This window comes from Clostridium sp. ATCC BAA-442, from assembly GCF_964239415.1.
Lineage (GTDB): Bacteria > Bacillota > Clostridia > Oscillospirales > Oscillospiraceae > Flavonifractor > Flavonifractor plautii.
The window spans coordinates 130,070-152,269 of sequence record NZ_CAXSQB010000002.1 but is presented as its reverse complement, the minus strand read 5'-3'; the positions used below and the strand labels follow the sequence as shown (position 1 = coordinate 152,269).

19 protein-coding genes are annotated in these 22,200 nt (G+C 65.3%); 14 read left to right on the top strand and 5 right to left on the bottom strand.

Annotated features, from left to right (window positions below):
* Position 1 precedes the first annotated feature (1 nt).
* The 13 genes from ACESY8_RS01800 to lysA all read left to right on the top strand — a co-directional run bounded on the left by ACESY8_RS01800 (position 2) and on the right by lysA (position 14,973).
* The gene (locus tag ACESY8_RS01800; protein ID WP_054339490.1) at positions 2-910 is read left to right on the top strand and encodes an AEC family transporter; all 909 of its coding nucleotides are present in this window, start codon (positions 2-4) and stop codon (positions 908-910) included.
* 20 nt (positions 911-930) lie between these two features.
* The gene (locus tag ACESY8_RS01795) at positions 931-2,400 is read left to right on the top strand and encodes an NAD(P)/FAD-dependent oxidoreductase (RefSeq protein WP_054339489.1); all 1,470 of its coding nucleotides are present in this window, start codon (positions 931-933) and stop codon (positions 2,398-2,400) included.
* Complete coding sequence (locus ACESY8_RS01790; RefSeq protein ID WP_054339488.1) at positions 2,397-3,635, top strand: NAD(P)/FAD-dependent oxidoreductase; 1,239 nt, start codon at positions 2,397-2,399, stop codon at positions 3,633-3,635. The genes ACESY8_RS01795 and ACESY8_RS01790 overlap by 4 nt, the downstream gene beginning before the upstream one ends.
* A complete protein-coding gene (locus ACESY8_RS01785) occupies positions 3,632-4,000 on the top strand; it encodes a DUF1667 domain-containing protein (RefSeq protein ID WP_054339487.1) in 369 nt (122 codons plus the stop codon). The genes ACESY8_RS01790 and ACESY8_RS01785 overlap by 4 nt, the downstream gene beginning before the upstream one ends.
* Before the next feature lie 63 nt (positions 4,001-4,063).
* Positions 4,064-4,942, top strand: a complete 879-nt coding sequence (garR, locus tag ACESY8_RS01780; protein ID WP_007491297.1) for a 2-hydroxy-3-oxopropionate reductase — start codon at positions 4,064-4,066, stop codon at positions 4,940-4,942.
* Between the two features lie 32 nt (positions 4,943-4,974).
* Complete coding sequence (locus tag ACESY8_RS01775) at positions 4,975-5,874, top strand: dihydrodipicolinate synthase family protein (protein WP_204681507.1); 900 nt, start codon at positions 4,975-4,977, stop codon at positions 5,872-5,874.
* 31 nt (positions 5,875-5,905) lie between these two features.
* Positions 5,906-7,138, top strand: a complete 1,233-nt coding sequence (locus ACESY8_RS01770; RefSeq protein WP_054339486.1) for a glycerate kinase type-2 family protein — start codon at positions 5,906-5,908, stop codon at positions 7,136-7,138.
* Positions 7,139-7,221: 83 nt separating this feature from the next.
* The gene (locus ACESY8_RS01765) at positions 7,222-8,157 is read left to right on the top strand and encodes a LysR family transcriptional regulator (RefSeq protein ID WP_055181363.1); all 936 of its coding nucleotides are present in this window, start codon (positions 7,222-7,224) and stop codon (positions 8,155-8,157) included.
* Positions 8,154-9,221 (top strand): DUF362 domain-containing protein, encoded by a 1,068-nt coding sequence (locus tag ACESY8_RS01760; RefSeq protein ID WP_498794512.1) that lies wholly within the window; start codon positions 8,154-8,156, stop codon positions 9,219-9,221. The genes ACESY8_RS01765 and ACESY8_RS01760 overlap by 4 nt, the downstream gene beginning before the upstream one ends.
* 153 nt (positions 9,222-9,374) lie before the next feature.
* The gene (locus tag ACESY8_RS01755) at positions 9,375-11,195 is read left to right on the top strand and encodes a sigma-54 interaction domain-containing protein (RefSeq protein ID WP_009258950.1); all 1,821 of its coding nucleotides are present in this window, start codon (positions 9,375-9,377) and stop codon (positions 11,193-11,195) included.
* A gap of 229 nt (positions 11,196-11,424) precedes the next feature.
* A complete protein-coding gene (gene dapF / locus ACESY8_RS01750; protein ID WP_044938837.1) occupies positions 11,425-12,264 on the top strand; it encodes a diaminopimelate epimerase in 840 nt (279 codons plus the stop codon).
* A 97-nt stretch (positions 12,265-12,361) separates the two neighbouring features.
* The gene (locus tag ACESY8_RS01745) at positions 12,362-13,612 is read left to right on the top strand and encodes a dicarboxylate/amino acid:cation symporter (protein ID WP_007491282.1); all 1,251 of its coding nucleotides are present in this window, start codon (positions 12,362-12,364) and stop codon (positions 13,610-13,612) included.
* Between the two features lie 62 nt (positions 13,613-13,674).
* Complete coding sequence (lysA, locus tag ACESY8_RS01740) at positions 13,675-14,973, top strand: diaminopimelate decarboxylase (protein WP_054339484.1); 1,299 nt, start codon at positions 13,675-13,677, stop codon at positions 14,971-14,973.
* A gap of 213 nt (positions 14,974-15,186) precedes the next feature.
* On the opposite strand, the gene ACESY8_RS01735 is transcribed toward lysA, so the two are convergent.
* The 5 genes from ACESY8_RS01735 to ACESY8_RS01715 all read right to left on the bottom strand — a co-directional run bounded on the left by ACESY8_RS01735 (position 15,187) and on the right by ACESY8_RS01715 (position 20,656).
* Positions 15,187-15,438 carry a glutaredoxin gene (locus ACESY8_RS01735; RefSeq protein WP_007491278.1) on the bottom strand — a complete coding sequence of 84 codons (252 nt, stop codon included), beginning with the start codon at positions 15,436-15,438 and terminating at the stop codon, positions 15,187-15,189.
* Positions 15,439-15,450: 12 nt separating this feature from the next.
* Entirely contained in the window at positions 15,451-15,819 is a 369-nt protein-coding gene (locus tag ACESY8_RS01730; RefSeq protein WP_195324880.1) for a RidA family protein, read from the bottom strand.
* A gap of 58 nt (positions 15,820-15,877) precedes the next feature.
* On the bottom strand, positions 15,878-17,137 hold the full coding sequence (locus tag ACESY8_RS01725) for a dicarboxylate/amino acid:cation symporter (protein WP_054339483.1): 1,260 nt from the start codon (positions 17,135-17,137) through the stop codon (positions 15,878-15,880).
* A 36-nt stretch (positions 17,138-17,173) separates the two neighbouring features.
* Positions 17,174-18,343: a MalY/PatB family protein gene (locus ACESY8_RS01720; protein ID WP_024723588.1), complete on the bottom strand. Its 1,170-nt coding sequence runs from the start codon at positions 18,341-18,343 to the stop codon at positions 17,174-17,176.
* Positions 18,344-18,586: 243 nt separating this feature from the next.
* Positions 18,587-20,656, bottom strand: a complete 2,070-nt coding sequence (locus ACESY8_RS01715; protein ID WP_195447153.1) for a sigma-54 interaction domain-containing protein — start codon at positions 20,654-20,656, stop codon at positions 18,587-18,589.
* A 217-nt stretch (positions 20,657-20,873) separates the two neighbouring features.
* On the opposite strand from ACESY8_RS01715, the gene ACESY8_RS01710 reads away from it, so the two are divergent.
* Positions 20,874-22,166 carry an L-cysteine desulfidase family protein gene (locus ACESY8_RS01710; protein WP_021632709.1) on the top strand — a complete coding sequence of 431 codons (1,293 nt, stop codon included), beginning with the start codon at positions 20,874-20,876 and terminating at the stop codon, positions 22,164-22,166.
* Positions 22,167-22,200: the final 34 nt, after the last annotated feature.

The following is a 22,200-nucleotide window of genomic DNA, read 5'->3' as shown; positions in this document are numbered from 1 at the left end:
TATGGACAGCTTTTTCAAGATGGTGGACGTGCAGACCGTCCTCTTCATCTACATGGCGGTGGGCTTCTTCTGCCGCAAGAAGGGCATTTTCAACGACGCGGCCCGGGATAAGCTGACCGACTTTGTGGTGCTCATCACCCTGCCCTGCATGATCTTTGAGTCCTTCCACATGGAGTTCAGCCTGGAGTCCCTCAAGCAGGGGGGCGTGGCCGTCCTCATCGCCACCGTCATGGCCGCGGCGGCCCTGCTGCTGGGCAAGGTGCTCTACAACCGCTTTCCCTATGGGGAGAAGAGCATCCTCCAGTACGGCACCCTGGTCACCAACTCCGGCTTTGCCGGACTGCCCGTGGTCAGCGGCGCCTACGGCGACGAGGGCCTCTTTCTGGGCTCCCTGTTCATCATCCCCACCCGCATCCTCATGTGGAGCGCCGGCATCTCCCTGTTTACCAAGGCCGACACCAAGCAGGCCGTCCGAAAGGTGCTGCTCAACCCCGGCATCATCGCCGTGGAGGTGGGGCTGGTATGGATGCTCTTCCAGCTCCCCCTGCCCCACTTTGTGGATACCGCGGTGGATAACCTGGGGGCCTGTACCTCCCCCATGGCCATGGCCCTGGTGGGGGCCATCCTGGCCGACGTGCCCCTCAAGACCGTGTTCGACCCCAAGTGCTTCTATCTGGTGGCGGTGCGCCAGCTCCTGCTGCCCGCCGTGTGCCTCGTGGCCCTGCGGCTGCTGGGGGTAGATCCCCTCACCGCCGGGGTAAGCGTGGTGCTCACCGGCATGCCCATCGGCTCCACCACCGCCATCCTGGCCCAGAAATACGGGGCGGACGCCCAGTTCGCCTCCAAGTGTGTGTTTATCTCGACGCTGACCAGCCTGGTCACCGTCCCCATTTTGACCCTGTTCCTTTGATGGAGAAAGGAGCCATCCCTATGCAGCAGTCCTATGATGTCGTCATCATCGGCGGTGGGGTGGTGGGCAGCGCCATCGCCCGGGAGCTCTCCCGGTACAAGCTGCGCATCGCCGTGCTGGAGAAGGAGAGCGACGTCTGCACCCAGACCAGTGGGCGCAACACCGGTATGCTCCACGCCGGGTTCCTCTATAAGACCGGCTCCCTCAAGGCCATCTGCGCCGTGGAGGGCAACCAGGAGTTCGACCAGGTAGCCCGCGAGCTGGATGTCCCCTTTAAGCGCACCGGCAAGCTCATCGTGGGCTTCACCGATGAGCACCGGCAGCGGCTGGAGCAATTCATGGCCCGGGGCGAGGCCAACGGCGTGAAGGGTCTGGAACTCATCGACCGCAAGCGGATGGATGAGCTTGACCCCAGCGCCGGCGGAAATTTCGCCATGTGGTGCCCGGCCAGCGGTATCCTGGACCCCTTCCTCTACACCATCGCCCTGGCGGAGAACGCGGTTCACAACGGGGCGGAGTACCACCTCAACTGCGCTTTCACCGGCGAGACCCGGCAGGCCGACGGCACCCACCTGCTCCACACCACCAGGGGCGACTTCCACACCCGCTGGGTGGTGAACAGCGCGGGGCTCAACTCCGCCGTGGTCAGCGGGCAGCTGGGCATTCCCGGCTATGTCATTAAGCCGGTCAAAGGCGAATACTTCGTTCTTGACAAGCTGGCGGGCCAGTTTGCCAAGATTCCCGTCTATCCCGCCCCCAATCCGGACAATACGTTTGACACCCATGCCACGCCCACCGTGGACGGAAATGTACTGGTGGGGCCCGACAGCCAATTGGCGCGGGATTTCCAGGACTACGAGTCCACCCAGGCCGCCATGGACGGCCTCATTGAGAGCGGTTCGCGGATGTTCAAGCACATGGACCGCGCTTACTTCATCCGCAATTTTGCCGGCATCCGGCCCAAGCGCATCGACCCCGCCACCGGCGCGGTGCAGGACTTCGTGCTGGAGTGCCGGGACGAGGCGCCCGGCGTGGTCAACCTGGTGGGCATCGAGTCCCCCGGCGTCACCTCCGCCCTCCCGCTGGCCCGCCGGGCCGTGGCCCTCATCGCCCGGCAGGAGGCGCTGGAGCCCAATCCCGACTTTGATCCCATCCGGCACGGCATCCGCCGTTTTGCCGATATGACCGACGAGGAGCGGGCCGCCGCCATCGCGGAGAACCCGGACTACGGCGAGATCTTCTGCCGCTGCGAGAAGGTCACCAAGGCCGAAATTCTCCAGGCCATCCACAACCCCCTGGGCGTCCACACCGTCAACGGTATCAAGGTGCGCACCCGTGCCACCATGGGCCGCTGCCAGGGCGGCTACTGCGAGACCCGCATCACCGAGGCCCTCCGCCGGGAGCTGGGAGAGGACTTCAGGGACATCCACCTGGGGCCGGAGGGCTCCTGGATGTTCACCGGGTCAGTGAAAGGAGGGGAGCCGGCATGAACGTGGAACGCCATCAGGCGGTAATCATCGGCGGCGGGCCCGCCGGCCTGGCCGCCGCCATCCGGCTCAGGCAGAAGGGCGTCGACGACGTGGTGGTGCTGGAGCGGGAGCACCGCCCCGGCGGCATCCTCCGTCAGTGCATCCACGACGGCTTCGGCCTCACCCGCTTCGGCGAGACCCTCTCCGGCCCCGAGTACGCCCAGCGGTTCGTGGCCCAGGCGGAGGAGCTGGGCATCACCTGCCTTACCGACACCACCGTTCTCTCCCTGGAGGCCGACCGCACCGTCACCGCCTCCGGCCCCGCCGGGCTCAAACAGCTCCGGGGCGACGCGGTGATTCTCACCATGGGCTGCCGGGAGCGTACCCGGGGCGCCCTGGCCATTCCGGGCAGCCGCCCGGCGGGCATCTACACCGCCGGTGTGGCCCAGGAGTACATCAACCTGCGCAACCTCATGGTGGGCCGGGAGGTGGTCATTCTGGGCAGCGGTGACATCGGCATAATCATGGCCCGCCGCATGACCCTGGAGGGGGCCCATGTGAAGGCCGTCTATGAGGTGCAGCCCTATCCCAGCGGCCTGCCCCGCAACATTGAGCAGTGCCTCAACGACTATGGCATCCCCCTGTACCTGAGCCATACCGTCACCGATATTCACGGCCGGGCGCGTCTGGAGGCCGTTACGGTCTCCCAGGTCGACGAACGCCTCCGCCCCATCCCCGGCACGGAGGAGCGGGTGGAGTGCGACACGCTGATTCTCTCGGTGGGCCTCATCCCCGCCGGGGACATCGCCAACGGCTCCGGCCTGGCGGTGGACGGGCGCACCAAGGGCGCCTTTGTGGATGAGCACTACCAGACCAGCATTCCCGGCGTCTTTGCCGCGGGCAACGTGCTCCATGTCCACGATCTGGTGGACTTCGTCTCCCTGGAGGCGGAGGCCCTGGCCTCGTCGGCGGCGGAGTACCTGAAAAACCATGCGCTTCCCCCCTGTCCCCTGGAGGTCAGGGCGGGCGCCAACGTGGGCCACGTCATCCCCCAGCGCATCAGCGGCAGCCGGGATTTCACCCTCTCCCTGCGGGTGTCCCGGCCCATGAAGGCCGTCACCCTGACCGTGACGCAGGACGGCCGCGAGGTGTTGCGGCGCAGGCTGCCCAAGGCACTCCCTGCCGAGATGCTTCAGCTTCCCATCCGCGCCGCGGCGCTGGAGCAGTCCGGTGATTTGGAGGTGAGCGTGCAGTGACGCGGAGTTTTACCTGTATTATCTGCCCCAACAGCTGTGAGATCACAGCCGAATATGAGGGGGACACGGTGTACGCCGTCCAGGGGGCCACCTGTTCCAAGGGAGACGCCTATGTCCGCCAGGAGCTCACCGACCCCCAGCGCAATATCGCCACCAGCGTACTGGTGGAGGGCGGCGAACTGCCCCTGGCCAGCGTGCGGCTCAGCCGCCCCATCCCCAAGAAGGACATCTTCCGGGTGATGGAGGCCATCAACACCGTCCGGCTCCAGGCCCCCACCGCAATCGGCCAGGTCGTCCTGCACAACGTGTGCGGCCTGGGCGCCGATGTGATTGTCACCAAAAACGTGGCCCGCGCCAACGCGTGAGTCCCGCTTTTATAGTTCCTATCCACCCCAATCTGTGCTATTATTTTAAGGAGGAAATGTATTATGAAAATCGGACTGATCGGTCTTGGCATTATGGGCAAGCCCATGGCGAAGAACCTGCTCAAGGCGGGCTATGACCTCACGGTCAGCGATCTGAACCAGGCCAGCGTGGACGAGATCGTAGCCGCCGGGGCCAAGGCCGCCACCAACGCAGAGATCGGCGAGACCTGCGACGTGGTGCTGACCATGGTACCCAACAGCCCCCAGGTAAAGGCTGTCATGCTGGGGGAGGACGGCGTGGCCGCCCACATGAAGCCGGGCAGCGTGTTCATCGACATGAGCTCCATCAACCCCGTGGCCTCCAAGGAGATCGCGGCGGAGCTGGCCAAGCGCGGCATCGAGATGCTGGACGCCCCCGTCTCCGGCGGCGAGCCCAAGGCCATCGACGGCACCCTTTCCTTCATGGTGGGCGGCAAGCAGGAGGTCTTTGACCAGTACAAGGACATCCTGGGCGCCATGGGCGCCTCTGTGGTGCGCTGCGGCGACGTGGGCGCGGGCAACACCACCAAGCTGGCCAACCAGATTATCGTGGCCTGCAACATCCAGGCCCTGTCCGAGGCCCTGACCCTGGCCAAGATGGCGGGCGTGGACCCCGAGCTGGTGTTCCAGGCCATCCGCGGCGGTCTGGCCGGCTCTACCGTCATGAACGCCAAGGCCCCCATGATGATCGAGGGCAACGACAAGCCCGGCTTCAAGATTGACCTGCACATCAAGGATCTGAACAACGCCCTGGACTGCGCCCACACCGTGGGCTCCCCCCTGCCCATGACCGCCGCGGTGCAGGAGATCTTCCAGTGGCTGCACAACAACGGCTGCGGCCAGGACGATCACAGCTCCATCATCAAGTACTACAAGAAGCTCACCGGCATCGAGTCCCTGTAAGGCCGCCCGACACGAGTGCGAGGTGATCGATCATGAATACGGATTTTATCAAGGGCGTCGTGGTGCCCATACTCACCCCCATCGACGGGGAGGAGCGCATTGACGAGGCCAGGCTCCGCGACCAGGTGGACTACGTCATCAAGGGCGGCGTGTCCGGTATTCTGGCCTTTGGCAGCAACGGCGAGTTCTATATGGTAGAAGAGGACGAGATGGAGCGGGGCCTGAAGATTATGGTGGATCAGGCCGCTGGCCGCGTCCCCGTCTACTTCGGCATTGGCGCCATCCGCACCCAGAAGTGCTGCCGTCTGGCCAAAATGGCCGTGGCCAACGGCGCCGCCGGCGTCAGTGTGCTCCAGCCCATGTTCCTCAAGCCCACCTATGACGAGCTGTTCCAGCACTTCAAGACCATCGCCGAAAGCGTCCCCGGCGCGCCCATGCTGCTCTACAACAACCCCGGGCGGGTGGGGTATACCCTCACCGCCGATCTCGTGGACGCCCTGGCCCATCAGGTGGAAAACATTGTGGGCATGAAGGACACCAGCGGCGACATCACCCTCACCGCCGAGTTCATCCGCCGTACCCGCGACGTGGGCTTCAAGGTGTTCGGCGGCAAGGATACCCTGCTGTACGCCAGCCTTTGCCACGGCGCGGTGGGCGGCGTGTGCACCGCGGCCAACTTCATGCCCGAGCTGATCACCGACGTCTACAACAAGTTTGCCGCCGGGGATCTCCAGGGCAGCCTGGAGGCCCAGTTCAAGCTCAACCCCGTCCGTCTGGCCATGGACCCCGCCAGCTTCCCTGTGGCCGCCAAGGACATGGCCGCGCTCCGCGGCCGGGATGTGGGCGCGCCCTACCGGCCCAGCCTCCCCACCCCGGAGGGCCCCGCCAAAGAGGGCTTCCGCCGCACCATGTCTGAGGCCGGCCTGATTTAAGCCTCTCCGCGAGGCGACCATGGAGGAACGCATGAAACTGAGAAACGACTGTGATCAGATTGTCCGCCGGGCCATCGCCGCTGTCCAGCCCGACGCGGCGGTTCGCCGCGCCCTGGAGGGGAACCCCTTTCAGGGCGGCCGGGTGGTGCTGGTGGCCGTGGGCAAGGCCGCCTGGTCTATGGCCCGCGCCGCCTGCGACTGCGTGGGGGGGCGGCTGGACGGCGGCATCATCATCACCAAGCACGGCCATGCCCAGGGCCCCATCGGCTCCCTGCTCATCCGGGAGGCGGGGCATCCCGTCCCCGACCAGGACACCTTTTCCGCCACGGAGGAGGCGCTGGCCCTCACGGACGGCCTGACGGCGGAGGACACCGTCCTCTTTCTCCTCTCCGGCGGCGGCTCCGCCCTCTTCGAGGCGCCGCTGGTCCCCCAGGAGGAACTCCAGTCCATCACCCAGAGCCTTCTGGCCAGCGGGGCGGACATCGTGGAGATGAACACCATCCGCAAGCGGCTCTCCGCCGTCAAGGGCGGGCGGTTTGCCCAGCACTGCGCCCCGGCAAAGGTATTCTCCATCGTCCTGTCGGACATCATCGGCGATCCGCTGGACATGATCGCCTCCGGCCCGGCCTACCCCGACTCCTCCACCTGTGCCGATGCCCGCCGCATCGCGGAGCAGTACGGCCTGCGCCTGTCGCCCGAGGCCTCCCAGTGCCTGGAGCGGGAGACGCCCAAGGTTCTGGACAATGTGGAGACTCTTATCACCGGCAGCGTGCGGGAGCTGTGCGCCGCCGCATCCGCGGCCTGCCGGGAACTGGGCTATGAGCCGGTGCTGCTCACCGACAGCCTGGACTGCGAGGCCCGGGAGGCGGGGGCCTTCCTGGCCGCCGTAGCCCGCGCCCACCAGGATACGGAGCGCTCCCTGGCCTTCCTGGCCGGGGGGGAGACCGTGGTGCACCTGACCGGCTCCGGCCTGGGCGGGCGCAACCAGGAGCTGGCCCTCTCCGCCGCCGCCGGCATCGCCGGACTGGAGGACACGGCGGTGTTCTCTCTGGGCAGCGACGGCACCGACGGCCCCACCGACGCCGCCGGCGGCTTCGTGGACGGCGGGACAAAGGAGCGGCTGGCCAGGCAGGGCGTGCGCATCTTTGAGGTTTTGAAGAACAACGACGCCTACCACGCCCTGGCCGCCTGCGGCGGCCTGCTCCACACGGGGGCGACGGGCACCAATGTCAACGACGTGGCGGTGCTTCTCATCCGCCGCTGAGTGGTTCCTTTCCCCCGCTGCGCCCCCGACCTTCCCACGCGGAGCCGGGGGCGCGCCCTTTTACCGGCAAGGAGTGATCGGCCATGGACGTCAAACAGATGACCTATATTCTCACCATCGCCCAGGAGGGCGGCATCAGCAAGGCCGCGGCCAAGCTGTTCATCACCCAGTCCGCCCTGGACCAGCAGCTTCTGAAGCTGGAGCATGAGCTGGGCACCCGCCTCTTTTTCCGCTCCCGCAGCAGCTTTGCCCTCACTGAGGCCGGCAGGGTCTACGCGGACTACGCCCGCCGGATGCTGGAGCTAAAAAACGAGGCCTACCGCATCATCCACGACATCGCCGACCGGAGGCGGGGCACCCTCTCCCTTGCCTTCGCCCCGGAGCGGGGCATGGAGATGTTCATGGCCGTGTACCCACGGTTCTATCAGAGCTATCCCGAGGTGACAGTGACCCCGCGGGAGATCAGCGTCCGGCGGCAGTTGGAGATGCTGGCCGGGGACGAGCTGGATCTGGGCTTCATCTCCAGGCCGGAGGGGGAGGTTCCGGGGCTGACCTGCGTCCCCCTCCTGCGGGAGGAGTTCCTGCTCATCACGCCCCGCAGCCATCCGCTGGCGGCCAGGGCCGCGCCGCCGGGCGCGCCCCTGACGGTGCTGGACACGGAGTGCCTCTGGGACCTGACCTTCTGCCTCATCTACCGCTCCTCCACCCAGCGGGAGGTCATCGCCCCCCTGTTTGAGCGGGCGGGGCGAAAGCCCAACCTCTTTCTGGAGACCGCCAGCAACCGGGCCAATGTCTCCATGGTACAGAAGGGGCTGAGCTGCTCCATCGTCCCCGCCTACTACGTCCAGGGGGTGGAGGACGTGGCCTGCTTCCGCCTGTCTGCCCATCCCGCCTGGACCGTGTCTGCCTGCTACCGGCGCAATCGCTACCTGTCCAAATCCGCCCAGTATTTCATCGCCCTGGCCGCCGCCTATTTCCGTCCCGAGTGCGCCGCGCAAGAAAAGGAGTTGCCGCAATGAGCCGCATCTATGAGATCTTTGGCACCAATGCCCACGCCATGACCCGCGCCCTGATGGAGTCCGCCGGCGCAGCGTGCAAAATCCCCTCCGGGGCCTCGGTGGCCCTCAAGCCCAACCTGGTGGTGGCCGCCTCCCCCGAAACCGGCGCCACCCCCCACGCCGGCGTCCTGTCCGGCGCCATCGAGTATCTGCGTGACCATGGCTTCCGGGATATCTCCATCATCGAGGGCTCCTGGGTGGGGGACGACACCGGCCGGGCCTTCCGGGCGGCGGGATACGAGGCGGTGGGGAAGAAGTACGGCGTGCCCCTCTTCGACCTCAAGCGGGACAAGACCCGCCGGGTGGACACCCCCCTGCGGCCCATGGACATCTGCTGCCGCGCCCTGGACGCGGACTACCTCATCAACCTGCCCGTGCTCAAGGGCCACTGCCAGACCGCCATGACCTGCGCCCTAAAAAACTGCAAGGGCTGCCTGCCCGACCGGGAGAAGCGGCGCTTCCACTCCGAGGGGCTGATGCGCCCCATCGCCGCCCTGGCCGCCGCCCTGCGGCCGGAGCTGACCATCGTGGACAGCCTCTGCGGGGATCTGGATTTTGAGGAGGGGGGCAACCCCGTCCCCACGGGCCGGATGCTGCTGGGTGAGGACCCCGTGCAGTTGGACGCCTACGGCTGCCGCCTTATGGGCCTGGCCCTGGAGCAGGTGCCCTATATCCAGATGGCCGAGGCCTGGGGGGCCGGCTCCACCCGGCTGGAGGAGGGAGATGTGGTGCGCCTCAACGAGCCCTCCGCGGCGGCGGACTACCCCGCCCCCTCCGGCGCCGTGGCCGCCCTCACCCGCACCGTCCAGGCCAGAAGCGCCTGCTCGGCCTGCTACGCAAGCCTGGTGCGCGCCCTCCACACCAGCGGCGTACAAGGCCTACCCATAGCCATCGGCCAGGGCTGGCGCGGAGTTCCCTTTGACGGCCTTGGAATCGGCGCCTGCTGCAACTGCGCCGAAGAGCAGGTTCCAGGCTGCCCGCCCCCGGCAGAGGACATCCTGCGCGTCCTCTCCGCCCGCTGCTGAGCCCCACGGGGAATGCGCACCTGATTTCCCTCCGAAGTCAGGTGCGTTTCTGCATACAGGCGGCGAACCCCCTCCAAATCCGGTATTTACACCGGCTCCTTTCTCCCGTACAATAGAGGTGATTTCCCGGCCCGCCCGGAGAGGAGCACCGCTATGGATCTTCTGCAATGTCTCATGGATTCCTCATCCCATGCCATTTTCACCCTGGATCGGGATGGCATCATCACCCATATCAACCAGCAGGCCAAGGTGAGGTTCGGCCTCTACCACAACAGCCAGCACCCCCACCCCGCCGGGCGGTTGGAGCCGGGCGACCTGGTGCTGATCGCCGACACAGCCATCGGCGCGGACGACGGGGCGCTGCGGCCGGAGGATCTCGCCCGTATCGGCATCCGGGAGCCCAGGCTCCGCGTCAACGACCGGCTGGTGGCGGCTGGCGTCTTCGACATGCCCGGCCGGCGGCCCGTCTACAAGTTCCTGCCAGACCAGGACGCGGACAGCCTCTGTCTGGAGACCGTCTGTGAGGGGATCCCGATCCGCCTGTCCATCGAGCGCCGCAGCGTCACCGTTACGGTAAGGGACACCGTCTACACCATCGGGTATTTCCGCTGCATTGGACAGATGGTGGTTCTGGACGGGGCGACTGGCCGGGTGAAGTTCTGGCAGGAGAAGGGCTACTCCGCCCGCAGGGAGGGCATCGGCCACCTGCTCCGGGGCGGCTCCTACAGCGAAAAACGGGCCGGGCTGTCCCTCCAGGTGGAGGGCTATCACTTCCGCGACTTCTTTGAGGGGGCGCAGTTTGAGCGGGATCTCGCCCGGGTGCTCAACGGACAGGCGCCGAGGCTTGAGGACCGGGAGTACGAGATCAACGGCTTTGAGCTGGTGGCCACCCTTCTCCCCGTGCCCGGGGCGGAGGGCGGACGCCCGGACGGAGTGATCGTCAAGTTCCGGAACATTGAGGATATCCATGTGACCATCCTGGAGCGCAACAATGCCATCAAGATGGCCGAGCGGACCTACCGGGAGACCGCCCGCAAGGACGCGCCCCAGGAGGCGTCCTTTGCGGAGCGCTTCGGCTTCGACACCCTGCCGGCCTCCGTCCGGCACCGGGTCTACAAGCTGTCCCAGCTGGACTGCGGCATCCTGATCACCGGCGAGAACGGCACCGGAAAGTCCTTCCTCGCCCAGGCCATCCGTCAGGCCCAGCCCCGCCGCGGCCCCTTCGTCACGGTGGACTGCGCCACCATCTCCCCCACCCTGTTTGAAAGCGAGATGTTCGGCTATGTGGGGGGCGCCTTCACAGGGGCGAACCCCCAGGGCAAGGCGGGCTTTTTTGAGGCGGCCGACGGCGGCACCATCTTCCTGGACGAGATTGGCGAGATCCCCCTCCAGATCCAGGCCAAGCTGCTCAGTGTAATCCAGAACAAGGTGGTCTGCCGGGTGGGCTCCACCCGGTCCGTGCCGGTGGATGTGCGCATCCTGGCGGCCACCAACCGGGATCTGAGGGCAGAGGTGGCCGCCGGGCGCTTCCGCCAGGATCTCTACTACCGGCTCAGCGCCTTCTCTGTGGAGCTGCCTCCCCTGCGCAGTTGTCCCGAGGACGTGTGCTTCCTCATCGACCGGCTGATGGAGAAGATTCCCCAGAAGTACGGCGTCCCGCCCAGGAGCCTGTCCGGCGAGGCCTTTGGCAAGCTGCTGGCCTACAACTGGCCGGGCAACATCCGGGAGCTGGAAAACGTACTGGAGAACGCCGTGGCCCTCTCCGAGTCGGAGCTTATCTATGCCGAGCACATCCACCTGGAGGGCACAGCGCCCGCCCCGCTCACGCTGAAGGAACGGCTCAAGCGGGAGGAAAGGCAGATTCTCCGGCAGACCCTGGCCCAGTGCGGCGGCAGCCGTGTGAAGGCCATGGAGCTGCTGGGCCTGTCCAAGACCGTGTTTTACGGCAAGCTGAAGGAATACCAACTGGACTAAACACGTCCTGTTTTTGGGAAATGGAGTTCGGAAATCCGAACTCCATTTCCCGTTTTTTTCACCCAGGTTCCGGGGATGCTGGATCTTGCGCCCCATGTTTTGCGGATTCTGTCTGAATTTGACGGCCATATTTTGTTGGAACCGCTGAACTTCGCCCCCCTTGGCCGCCTGGCATGCAGCTTGCATAGGCAATGAGACAAGGAGCACGTTTAATGGGAGGGAGCCTTCGATGCAGTTTTGGAAAATGAACGGCGCAGGCAACGACTTTATTATCCTCAACAATCTACAGGAGGGGCTGTCGGCGGATTGCTTTCCCGCCCTGGCCCGGCGGCTGTGCGAGCGCCGCCTGTCCATTGGGGCGGACGGTCTGATGGTGGTGGAGCGGCCGCAGTCCGGCGGGGACTACCGAATGCTGTTTTACAACTCCGACGGCAGCGCGGGCGAGATGTGCGGCAACGGGGCCCGGTGCATCTGCCGCTATGGCTATGAGATCGGGCTGGCCGGAGAGCTCCAGAGGGTGGAGACCACCGCTGGCCTGGTCACCGGCCGGCGCATCACCCGGCGGCAGTATAAAATCGAACTCAACCGGCCCACCACCCTCCGGCTGGACTACCCCGTGGAGGTGGACGGCAAGACCTATCCCTGCTCCTATGTGGAGCTGGGAGATCCCGGCCTGCCCCATGCAGTGGTTCCGCTTCCGGGACTGCGCGGCCGGCCGGAGGCGGAGCTGTTCGCCCTGGGGCGGAAGCTGCGGGCCCACCCCGCCTTCCCCAAGGGCGCAAATGTCAATTTCTTCGATGTGGAGGGACCGGGGCGGATCTGGGAGCGCACCTTTGAGCGGGGCGTGGAGGGCTTCACCTACGCCTGCGGCACGGGCACCGGCTCGGTGGCCGCCGTGCTGACCCTCCAGGGCGCGGTCAGCGGCCGGGCGGTGGCCGTCCAGATGACGGGGGGCGAGCTGGTGGTGGATGTGGAGCGCCGCGGCTCCACGGTGGAACACCTCTTTCTGACCGGGCCCACCAATATGGTTGCAAAAGGGGAGCTCACCGACGAGGAACTGCCCCTTTGAGTGATAGAGCGGCCGCCGGTGCGGTACACTGAGAGAGGAGGTGACGCCGCATACCCCACCGGCAGTTCTGTGTGTTAGAAGAAAGAGAGGTATTGTTATGGACAAATCCACAGTTATGAAGAACTACCGCTTCCTGGCCCTGATGCTGTTTGCCATGGTAGCCGGCTGCGTGGCCGGCTGGTTCTTTCCTGAATTTGGTCACTTTATCAAGCCCGCCGGCACCGTGTTCATCAATATGATGTTCTGCGTGGTGGTGCCGCTGGTGTTCGCCTCCATCTCCAACTCCGTGGCCAGCGTACGCAGCCGGAAACGGGCAGGCAAGATCATGGGCACCACCGTGCTCACCTTCGTGGTCACCGGCGCCGTTGCCGCCGTCATCATGTTCATTGTCATGAAGCTGGTTCCCCCGGTGCTGGAGCCCTGGACCGACATGGCCACCGAGGCCATCGGCGAGCACGCCTCCCTCGCCGACATGATCGTGAACTTCTTCACCACCGACGACTTTGTGGGCCTGCTGAGCCGCAGCGCCATGCTGCCGCTGATCGTCTTCTCCATCCTGTTCGGCTTTGCCACCAATCTGGTGGGCGGCCCCGACCACGTCATCGGCAAGTTCCTCGACGGCCTGACCGAAGTGATGATGGCCTTTGTGAAGATCATCACCTATTACGCCCCCATCGCCTTCTTCGCCCTGTTTGCGGATCTGGTAGCCACCTACGGCTCCAGCGTGGCCTCCGCCTATGGCCGGGCCATGGTGGTGTACTATCCCCTGTGCTTTATCTACATCTTCACCGCCTTTCCCCTCTTCGCCTATATCGGCGGCGGCAGGCACGGCATCAAGACTATGTTCCAGCACATCGCAAGGCCCGCCATCATGTCGCTGGGCACCTGCTCCTCCTCCGCCACCATCCCCACCAACCTGCGTGAGGCGGAGGACACCGGCATCCCCAAGGATGTGGCCGATATGGTCGTGCCCATGGGCGCCACCATGCATATGGACGGCTCCTGCTTCTCCTGCGTGCTGAAAATCGCCTTTGTCCTGGGGGCCATGGGCGTGGATATGCCCTGGACCATGCTCCCGGCGGTGGTGGCTGTGGCGGTGCTCTCCTCGGTGGGCATGTCCGGCGTGCCCGGCGGAGGCTACATCGGTGAGTACATCATCTGCTCCATCTTCTTCCCCCAGCAGATTGAGGTTGCCTTCCCCATCCTGGTGGCCATCGGCAACCTGGTAGATCCCCCGGCCACAATGATCAACTCCGCCGGCGACTATGTGGTGTGCTACATCGTCGCCCGCGTCACCGACGGCAAGGACTGGCTGGACAGGGCCATTGCGGCCAGACACGCCAAATAGCATCCCCCCGGGGCCCCCTGCGGGGCGGGATATCTTCCAGAGAAACAGAAAGGAAATGAGACATGATCTGCGACAACCTTACCGTCTCTAACGGGCGCCTGCTCTTTGCCGGTCAGGACACTGTGGAGCTGGCCCGGCAGTACGGCACCCCCCTCTACCTGATGGACGAGGACCGGATCCGCGCCAACTGCCAGGTGTATACCGAGGCGTTCCGCAGGCACTTCGGCCCCGGCGCCCGGCCCCTGTACGCCAGCAAGGCCAACTCCTTCCAGCGCATCTATGAGATCATGCGGGAGGAGGGCATGGGCATCGACGTGGTGTCCTCCGGCGAAATTTACACCGCCCTCCGGGCGGGCTACGACTTGGGCCAGGCCTACTTTCACAGCAACAACAAGACCGATGAGGACATCCGCTACAGTATGGATCACGGTATCGGCTATTTTGTGGCGGATAACGTGGAGGAGATCAAAGCCATCGAGGCGGAGGCCGCCCGGCGGGGTATCAAGCAGCGGGTGCTGCTCCGCCTGACCCCCGGCATCGACCCCCACACCTACGAGGCCATCGCCACCGGCAAGGTGGACTCCAAATTCGGCAGCGCCATCGAGACCGGCCAGGCCGAGGAGATCACCCTCTTCACCCTCCGCCAGCCCCATGTGGAGCTGGTGGGCTTCCACTGCCACGTGGGCTCCCAGGTCTTTGCCGAGGACGTATTTGAACGGGCCGCAGTGATCATGCTGGAGTTCGCCGCCCACATGGAGAAAGCCCATTGCTACCAGACCCGGCAGCTTGACCTGGGCGGCGGCTACGGCGTGCGCTACGTCGAGTGCGACCCCGTTCTGGACGTGGACGCCAAGGTGGCCCAGGTGGCCGCCGCGGCCAAGGGCGCCTGCGCCCGCCTGGGCATCGCCCTGCCCGAGATTCACATGGAGCCCGGACGCAGCATCGTGGGAGACGCGGGACTGACCCTCTACACCGTGGGCACGGTCAAGGAGATCCCCGGCTATAAAAACTACGTCTCGGTGGACGGCGGCATGCCCGACAATCCCCGCTTCGCCCTCTACGGGGCCAGCTACACCTGCCTGCTGGCCAACAAGCTGGACCAGCCCGCCGAATTTCCCTGCTCGGTGGTGGGCCGCTGCTGCGAGAGCGGCGACATCATCCAGGAGCACGTCCTGCTGCCCGGGAGCGTGGGCCGGGGAGACATTCTGGCGGTATGCACCACCGGCGCCTACAACTACTCCATGGCCTCCAATTACAACCGCCTTCCCAGGCCTCCCATTGTCATGCTCCGGGGCGGCAACGAGTCCTATGTGGCAGTCCGCCGGGAGTCCCTGGAGGATCTGTGCCGCAACGACCTGTAAAAACGCACAAGGGAGCGGCCCCACCGGGGGCCGCTCCCTTCCAGCCTGTTGAAAACGTGTTTTCGACAGGCTGCCGGACTTTTGGAGCCTTTTGAACGGTTCGAAAAGTCGTTTGATCCGACGCGAAAGACAACCCGGACGGTTTTCTTTCACACGATCTTTCCCTTCGAATCCTTTTGCGGGGAGGGTCTATTGGCAGCTGCTCTTATCCACTCAGTTGAGCACCTGCTCCAGCTCCAGGGTGACGGTGCCGTCCTCCCGCACGAAGCAGGGGATGCCCAGGGAGCCCTTGGCCTTGGGGCCTTCGAAGACGGGGCTGCTCTCCCGCAGGGCCAGGTAGGCCTTCAGGTCGGGCAGGCTGGCGGACAGGTTCTGGAAGGTGATATCCGCCTTGGCCTCAACCAGCTTGTTGAGGGCGTACAGGGTATCCGGGCACAGGTGGCTGCCGATCACGGTCACTTTCATCTTGTCTCCTCCTTACTTTACGGCAATGGCTTCAATCTCGCACAGGGCGCCCTTGGGCAGAGCCTTCACCGCCACGCAGGAGCGGGCGGGCTTGGAGGTAAAGTACTTGGCGTACACCTCGTTGAAGGCGGCAAAGTCGGCGATGTCGGCCAGGAAGCAGGTGGTCTTGACCACCTTGTCGAAGCCGGAGCCAGCGGCCTCCAGAATGGCGCCCACATTCCTACAGCTCCACTCGGCCTGGGCGGCGATGCCCTCGGGCATGGCGCCGTCGGCGGGGTTCACCGGAAGCTGGCCGGAGGTGATGACAAGGCCGTTGGTCTCGTAGGCCTGGGAATAGGGCCCGATGGCGCCGGGGGCGTGCTTGGTGTCGATGATAGTCATGGCAGATTCTCCTTTTATAAATGGATCAATGGATGGAACAGACAGAGGTGAATGGAGCTCAGACCCGGCTCTTTTTGGCGGCCGCGGCCTTGGCCAGCCACTCCTTGCCCTCCACCAGGCGGGTGACCAGCATGGAGGCGATGGTGTCGCCGGAGGCGTTCAGGCAGGTGGCGGCGGGGTCGAACAGGAAGCCCAGGGTGGCGATGATGGGGAAGGCCTCGGCGGGGAAGTTGAACATGGAGACGATCAGCATCTCGCCCACCAGGCCGCCTCCGGGGGCGCCGGAGAGGACGAAGGCGGACAGGATAGCCACCACGATGGCCATGCCATAGGTGCCCGCGCCGGAGAAGTCCATGCCAAACACGCCGTAGAGGAAGGCGATCTTGGTGATGGAGCTGAGCACGGAGCCGTCCATGTGCATGGTGCAGCCCATGGGCAGCACCAGATCGCTGACGTCCTTGGGCACGCCGATGCTGTCACAGGCCTCCTTGTTCACGGGGATGGTGGCGGCGGAGGACTGGGTGGCAAAGGCGGTGACGGCGGGGCGCAGGATGTTTTTGACCATGGCCGCCACACCGCGCCGGCCGCCGGCCAGGAAGGCGTAGAGGGGGAAGAAGATCACCCCATAGAGGGCGCACAGGGGGTAGTAGACCAGCATGGAGCGGCCGTAGTCGCCGATGATCTCGGGGCCGTAGGTGGCCACCAGGTTGGCGAAGTAGGCGCCCAGGCCGATGGGGGCCACCAGCATGATGATGCCCACGAACTTCATGATGATGTCGTTCAGGTTGGCCAGCAGCTTACCCATGGGGCTCTGCTCGCCGCCGCAGGCGGAGACACAGAAGCCGAAGAGGATGGCGAAGATGATGAGGGGCAGCATGTTGGACTTATCCCACAGGTCGGAGAAGTCAGACACGGTGAGGGAGCTGACCAGCAGCTCGCCGGCAGTCTGTGCCTCGCCCACCTCGCTGGCCACCAGCTCGATGGTGGTGCCCGCCGAGGGGCTGAACAGGTTGACCCACACCAGCACGCAGACGCCGGCGATGGCGCCGGTGAAGATGAAGGTGCCGATGGTGCCGCCCAGAATCTTGCCCAGGCGCTTCATGTTGGCCATGCTGCCCACGGCGGAGGCGATGGACACGAACACCAGGGGGACCACGATCGTGAACAGCAGGTTGAGGAAGATGTCACCGATGGGCTTGATGGTGGTGCCGAAGTTGGGGGCGACCACGCCGATGAGGGCGCCGATCAGGATGCCGCTGAGGATGAGAATCAGGTTGCCGTACTGCTGCCAGAAGCTCTTCTTTTGCAGGTTCGCCATAGGGAATTTACCTCCTTTTACCAGTCCTGTGTGGGCTCAAAGGGCCTTGACCGCCGCTTCGAGCTGCTTCATCGCCCGCTCCAGCACGCTGCGGGGGCAGGCGGCGTTGAGACGCATGTAGCCGTTCAGGCTGCGGCCGAAGGAGCAGCCGTCGTTGAGGCCCAGGCCCGCCTGCTCGATCATGAAGCGGCGCAGGGCGTCGTTGTCCAGGCCCAGCGCCCGGCAGTCCAGCCACATGAGGTAGGTGGCGTCGGGGGCGCAGGTCTTGATCTGTGGAATGTGCTCCCGGCAGTAGTCTGCCACAAAGTCGAAGTTGGCGGACAGGTAGGGCAGCAGCTGCTCCAGCCACTCCTCGCCGTGGTTGAAGGCGGCCTCCATGGCGGTGAGGGAGAAGGCGTTGTTGCGGTGGATGTCCATGTTCATCCAGAACTGGTCAAAGACCTGCTTCATGTGGGCGTTGGGGAACACCACGGTGGAGGCCTGCAGGCCGGCCAAGTTGAAGGTCTTGGTGCCGGAGATGCCGGTGACCACATACCGGGCGGCCTCGTCGGAGACGGAGGCGGTGGGGGTGTGGCGCTTGCCGTGGAAGATCAGGTCGGAGTGAATCTCGTCGGAGAACAGGACCACCCGGTGCTTGATGCACAGCTCCACCATGCGGCGCAGCTCCTCCGGCGTCCACACGATGCCCAGGGGGTTGTGGGGGCTACACAGGAGGAAGAGGTCGGCCTCGGCCAGCTTGGCCTCGAAGTCGGCCCAGTCCATCTCCCACCGGCCGTCCTTTTCCACGAAGGGATTCTCCAGCACCCTGCGGTTCCACGCCTCGGTCATGTCGTAGAACTCGGAGTACACCGGGGTCTGGATGAGCACGCTGCCCCCCTCGGGGGTAAAGAGCTTGACCATGGCGCTGATGGACTGCACCACGCCCAGGCTGAAGCTCATCAAGCTCGGGTCAATGTCCCAGCCGTTGCGGCGCTTCTGCCAGCCCCGGATGGCCTCAAAATAGGAGTCCGGGCGGCTGGTATAGCCCCAGATGCCCTCCTGGGCCCTGGCGGTGAGGGCGTCGACGATGGGCTGGGCGGTCTTGAAGTCCATGTCCGCGATCCACAGGGGGATCACCTGGTCGGTGCCGAACTTCTTCGTCCGCTCGTCGTATTTGGCGGAGCGGTTGCCGCCGCGGTCCACCACGGTGTCGAAATCATACTTCATAGGGGATCATCCTTCTTTCTCTCCTGGCCTGGGCTTCCCGGCCCTGTATTCTGTCCGACCATAAAAGCAATCTATGTGCCGAATCGCTCCGGGCGGCAAAACATTGTTAAATAAGCTTAAAATTTAGTCTGCTGTTTTATGCATAACAGAAAGAAACCCGCCGGGCAGTCCAGGACCACCCGGCGGAGAAATGCAGCAGGGCGCGTTTAAACTGGTCAAAGAAAGAAAAAACGGTCAAATTGGTCAAACCATTTCCGCTCCGCCCTCCACCGCCTGCCGGCGGCACAGGGCCCGCCCGGCCGGGGTGAGGCGGGTGCCGCCCCGGCCGCGGCTCACCCGCACCAGGCCCGCCCGGTCCAGCCCGGCCAGGATGCGCCGCACCTCCTGCTGGGAGCAGGGGAGCCCCGCCTCCCGGGCGGCGGCGAGGATGGCCTCCCGCCCCAGGCTGCGGCCCGCCTGGTCGGCCTCGTAGAGCCGCTCCAGCACGAAGCGGGAGTCCTCCCGGGGGCAGTCGGCCAGGGCGGGCAGCTCCGCCGGGGGCGCGGCGGCGGGGAGGTAGTGGAAGGTGGGGGGCAGCTCCTCCACCCCCACCACAGTATGTCCCAGGTAGCTGAAATACTCTACCACATTGCGCAGCTCCCGGATGTTGCCCCGCCACTGGTGGGCCAGCAGGAGCCGCTCCAGCTCGGGCGAGAGGGTGAAGGAGGCCCCAATGTTGCGGCAGAAGTGGTCGATGAGCAGCAGCAGATCCCCCTCCCGCTCCCGCAGGGGCGGGATGAGGACGGGCAGGGTGTTGAGCCGGTAATAGAGGTCCCGGCGGAAGCTGCCCTCCTCCACCCGGCGCTCCAGATCCTCATTGGTAGCGGCCACGATGCGCACGTCCACCGAGATAATGCGGTTGCCCCCCACCCGCATGATCTCCCGCTCCTGTAGCACCCGCAGCAGCTTGCACTGGAGGGCGGTACTCATGCCCTCCACCTCGTCCAGGAAGAGGGTGCCCCCGTGGGCAAACTCAAACAGCCCCGGCTTGCCCCCCTTCCGGGCGCCGGTGAAGGCCCCCTCCTCGTAGCCGAACAGCTCGCTCTCCAGCAGGTTTTCCGGCATGGCGGCGCAGTTGATGGCCACGAAGGCCCCGCCGGCGCGGGGGGAGGCGTTGTGCACCGCGTGGGCAAACAGCTCCTTGCCGGTGCCCGTCTCGCCGATGAGGAGCACCGGCAGGGGGGTGAGACTCATCTTTTTTAATATGGTGATGCACCGCAGCAGGGCGGGAGACTGTCCCACCACGTTGTCAAAGGTATACTTGGCCCGGTAGCCCTTGTGGAGAAGCTGGCTGCGCAGCTCGTTCTGCCGGTTCTCCGCATCGTTGAACCGCTGCACCGTGGCGAAGGCGCCGATGCAGGCGTCCCCCCGCAGCACCGGGGCCACGGCCACGTTGATATTGACTCCCCCGGCGCTCACCACCCGGGCGGGCTGGGGGGCCTTCTCCTTCAGGCAGCGGGCAAAGGGCAGGAAGGGGTACACCGCGCCGGCGGGGCGGTGCAGGGCCTCGCCGCAGGGGATGCCGGTGATCTCCTCCAGCTTGCGGTTGCAGGCAAAGACCTCCCCCCGCTCGTTGACCCCCACGATCCCCTCATCCAGAATCTCCATGAGCATCTCAAACTGGCTCTCCAGCCGCAGGCCCCGGGCGAACACCCGGTCAAAGCTGTAGGTATTGGTGGCCACCTCCCGCTGGTACTGCTCAAACCGCTCGCTCTCCAGCAGCTCCTCCAGCCCCAGACGGAGGGCCGCCTCGATCATGGTGGAGCTGTCGCACACCCGCTGGCCGATGTCGATAATCTCCTTCGCCCCGGCGGGGACGTAGCGGGTCTCCTGGGGGGTGATGACGAAGTCATACTGGCCCATATCCGGCTCTGGCGCGCCGGGGTGGTAGAGATCGAACACCAACTGGTTGACCCCCAGTTGGTTGAGGCGGGTCACCGCCTCCCGGCACATCTTGTCGCTCAGGTTGACGAAGAGGGCCCGCTTGCCCGCCGGCAGGCTCTGGAGGCGGCGCACCACGTCCCACCGGAGGGTGACGTGGATCTCCATCATCTCCCCGTCGATGGGGACGTACTGGTGGAGATCTCCCAGGGAGTCGAAGGCGTCGGTGGTGACCATATAGAGGTCGTACCGGCGGGGCATGTGCTCGATGGAACCGTCCCGCACGCTGTAGGAGCAGACGGTGATCCGCTCGCCGAACAGCTCCTGGACCTGCTGGGCGTAAAACTGCCCGGCGTAGGCGTCCAGAGAGATGACCGCCACATCCTGTTTCATGGGGTTCTCCCCTCCTTTTTGGCCATTTACTTTAACCAGTTTAACCGATTTAACAGTATTCTGCGAGATTTCCCGCCCCATGTCAAGCCGATCCCCGCTTTTTTTCGCGGATTTTTGGCTTTGGCGGCCAAAAATGCAGTTGGCATGCCGGTTGCATGATAAAATGGGCAGAAGACTTGGCCGCCCTACGGGGCCGGCGGAAAAGGAGCGATGAACGATGCAACTGAACAAGGAAGAGATGCTGACCCTGCTGCACCAGGAGGTGGTTCCCGCCCTGGGGTGCACCGAGCCCGTGTGCGTGGCCCTCTGCGCCGCCGACGCCTACCACGCCATCGGCGGACAGGTGGTATCCATCAAGATGGAGGTCAACCCCGGCATCTACAAGAACGGCATGAGCGTGGGCATCCCCGGCTTTCAGCGGGTGGGCCTGAAGTACGCCGCCGCCCTGGGCGCCTGCCTGGGCAACCCGGAGAAGGGGCTGGAGCTGCTGGAGGAGATCAACAGCATCGTCAGCAAGGAGGCCATCCGTCTGGTGGAGGACAAGCAGGTGAGCGTGACCATCGCCGAGGGGGAGAGCCAGCTCTACGCCCACGCCGAGATCATCACCACCCGGGGCATCGGCATCAGCACTATCCGGGACACCCACTCCAACATCATCTACACCAGCGCCAACAACGAGGTGCTCTTTGAGAAGGAGTACACCGCCGGCGGCGAGGACGCGCTCCACGCCAAGCTCAAGTCCATGACTGTCGCCCAGCTCCGGGAGCTGGCGGACTCCGCCGGCGAGGAGGAGCTGGCCTTCATGCTGGAGGGCGCGGAGATGAACGAGACCCTCTCCGACTACGGCCTGGAGCACCGCCTGGGCATCGGCATCGCCGACACCCTCAAGGCCCATCTGTCCACCGACATCATGGGCAGCAGCCTGATGGCCCGCACCATGGTGCGGGTAGCCTCCAGCGCCGAGGGTCGCATGTCCGGCTGCCCCTACGCGGTGATGAGCAGCGCCGGCAGCGGCAACCACGGCATCACCGCCATCATCCCCGTGGTAGAGATGGCCAGGCACCTGGGCTCCAGCCGGGAGGCCACCGTGAAGGCCCTGGCCTTCTCCCACCTGCTCAACGTCTACATCAAGCTGTTCACCGGCAAGCTCAGCGCCACCTGCGGCTGCGGCGTGTCCGCCGCCACCGCCGCCTCCGCCGCCATGGTGTGGCTCCTGGGGGGCGACGACAAGCAGATCGGTGCCGCCATCATCAACATGAGCGCCAACCTGACCGGCATGATCTGCGACGGCGGCAAGATCGGCTGCGCCCTCAAACTGGCCACCGCCGCCTCCGCCGCCATCATGAGCGCCTACCTGGCCGTCGGCGGCGTGGTGGTCAGCCCCAGCGACGGCATCTGCGCCGCCACCCCGGAGCAGGTCATCCGCAACATGGGCCGCATCAGCACCCCCGGCATGGTGGAGACCGACCGCACCATCCTCAGCATCATGATGGAAAAGGACCAGGGCTGAGCCCCGGCCCTCCAGACAAAAAGGGGCCCCGGGG

Coding starts and splice junctions, on each gene's coding strand:
- ACESY8_RS01800 (WP_054339490.1), top strand. CDS start 2: ATGGACAGCTTTTTCAAGATGGTGGACGTGCAGACCGTCCTCTTCATC.
- ACESY8_RS01795 (WP_054339489.1), top strand. CDS start 931: ATGCAGCAGTCCTATGATGTCGTCATCATCGGCGGTGGGGTGGTGGGC.
- ACESY8_RS01790 (WP_054339488.1), top strand. CDS start 2,397: ATGAACGTGGAACGCCATCAGGCGGTAATCATCGGCGGCGGGCCCGCC.
- garR (WP_007491297.1), top strand. CDS start 4,064: ATGAAAATCGGACTGATCGGTCTTGGCATTATGGGCAAGCCCATGGCG.
- ACESY8_RS01775 (WP_204681507.1), top strand. CDS start 4,975: ATGAATACGGATTTTATCAAGGGCGTCGTGGTGCCCATACTCACCCCC.
- ACESY8_RS01770 (WP_054339486.1), top strand. CDS start 5,906: ATGAAACTGAGAAACGACTGTGATCAGATTGTCCGCCGGGCCATCGCC.
- ACESY8_RS01765 (WP_055181363.1), top strand. CDS start 7,222: ATGGACGTCAAACAGATGACCTATATTCTCACCATCGCCCAGGAGGGC.
- ACESY8_RS01760 (WP_498794512.1), top strand. CDS start 8,154: ATGAGCCGCATCTATGAGATCTTTGGCACCAATGCCCACGCCATGACC.
- ACESY8_RS01755 (WP_009258950.1), top strand. CDS start 9,375: ATGGATCTTCTGCAATGTCTCATGGATTCCTCATCCCATGCCATTTTC.
- dapF (WP_044938837.1), top strand. CDS start 11,425: ATGCAGTTTTGGAAAATGAACGGCGCAGGCAACGACTTTATTATCCTC.
- ACESY8_RS01745 (WP_007491282.1), top strand. CDS start 12,362: ATGGACAAATCCACAGTTATGAAGAACTACCGCTTCCTGGCCCTGATG.
- lysA (WP_054339484.1), top strand. CDS start 13,675: ATGATCTGCGACAACCTTACCGTCTCTAACGGGCGCCTGCTCTTTGCC.
- ACESY8_RS01735 (WP_007491278.1), bottom strand. CDS start 15,438: ATGAAAGTGACCGTGATCGGCAGCCACCTGTGCCCGGATACCCTGTAC.
- ACESY8_RS01730 (WP_195324880.1), bottom strand. CDS start 15,819: ATGACTATCATCGACACCAAGCACGCCCCCGGCGCCATCGGGCCCTAT.
- ACESY8_RS01725 (WP_054339483.1), bottom strand. CDS start 17,137: ATGGCGAACCTGCAAAAGAAGAGCTTCTGGCAGCAGTACGGCAACCTG.
- ACESY8_RS01720 (WP_024723588.1), bottom strand. CDS start 18,343: ATGAAGTATGATTTCGACACCGTGGTGGACCGCGGCGGCAACCGCTCC.
- ACESY8_RS01715 (WP_195447153.1), bottom strand. CDS start 20,656: ATGAAACAGGATGTGGCGGTCATCTCTCTGGACGCCTACGCCGGGCAG.
- ACESY8_RS01710 (WP_021632709.1), top strand. CDS start 20,874: ATGCAACTGAACAAGGAAGAGATGCTGACCCTGCTGCACCAGGAGGTG.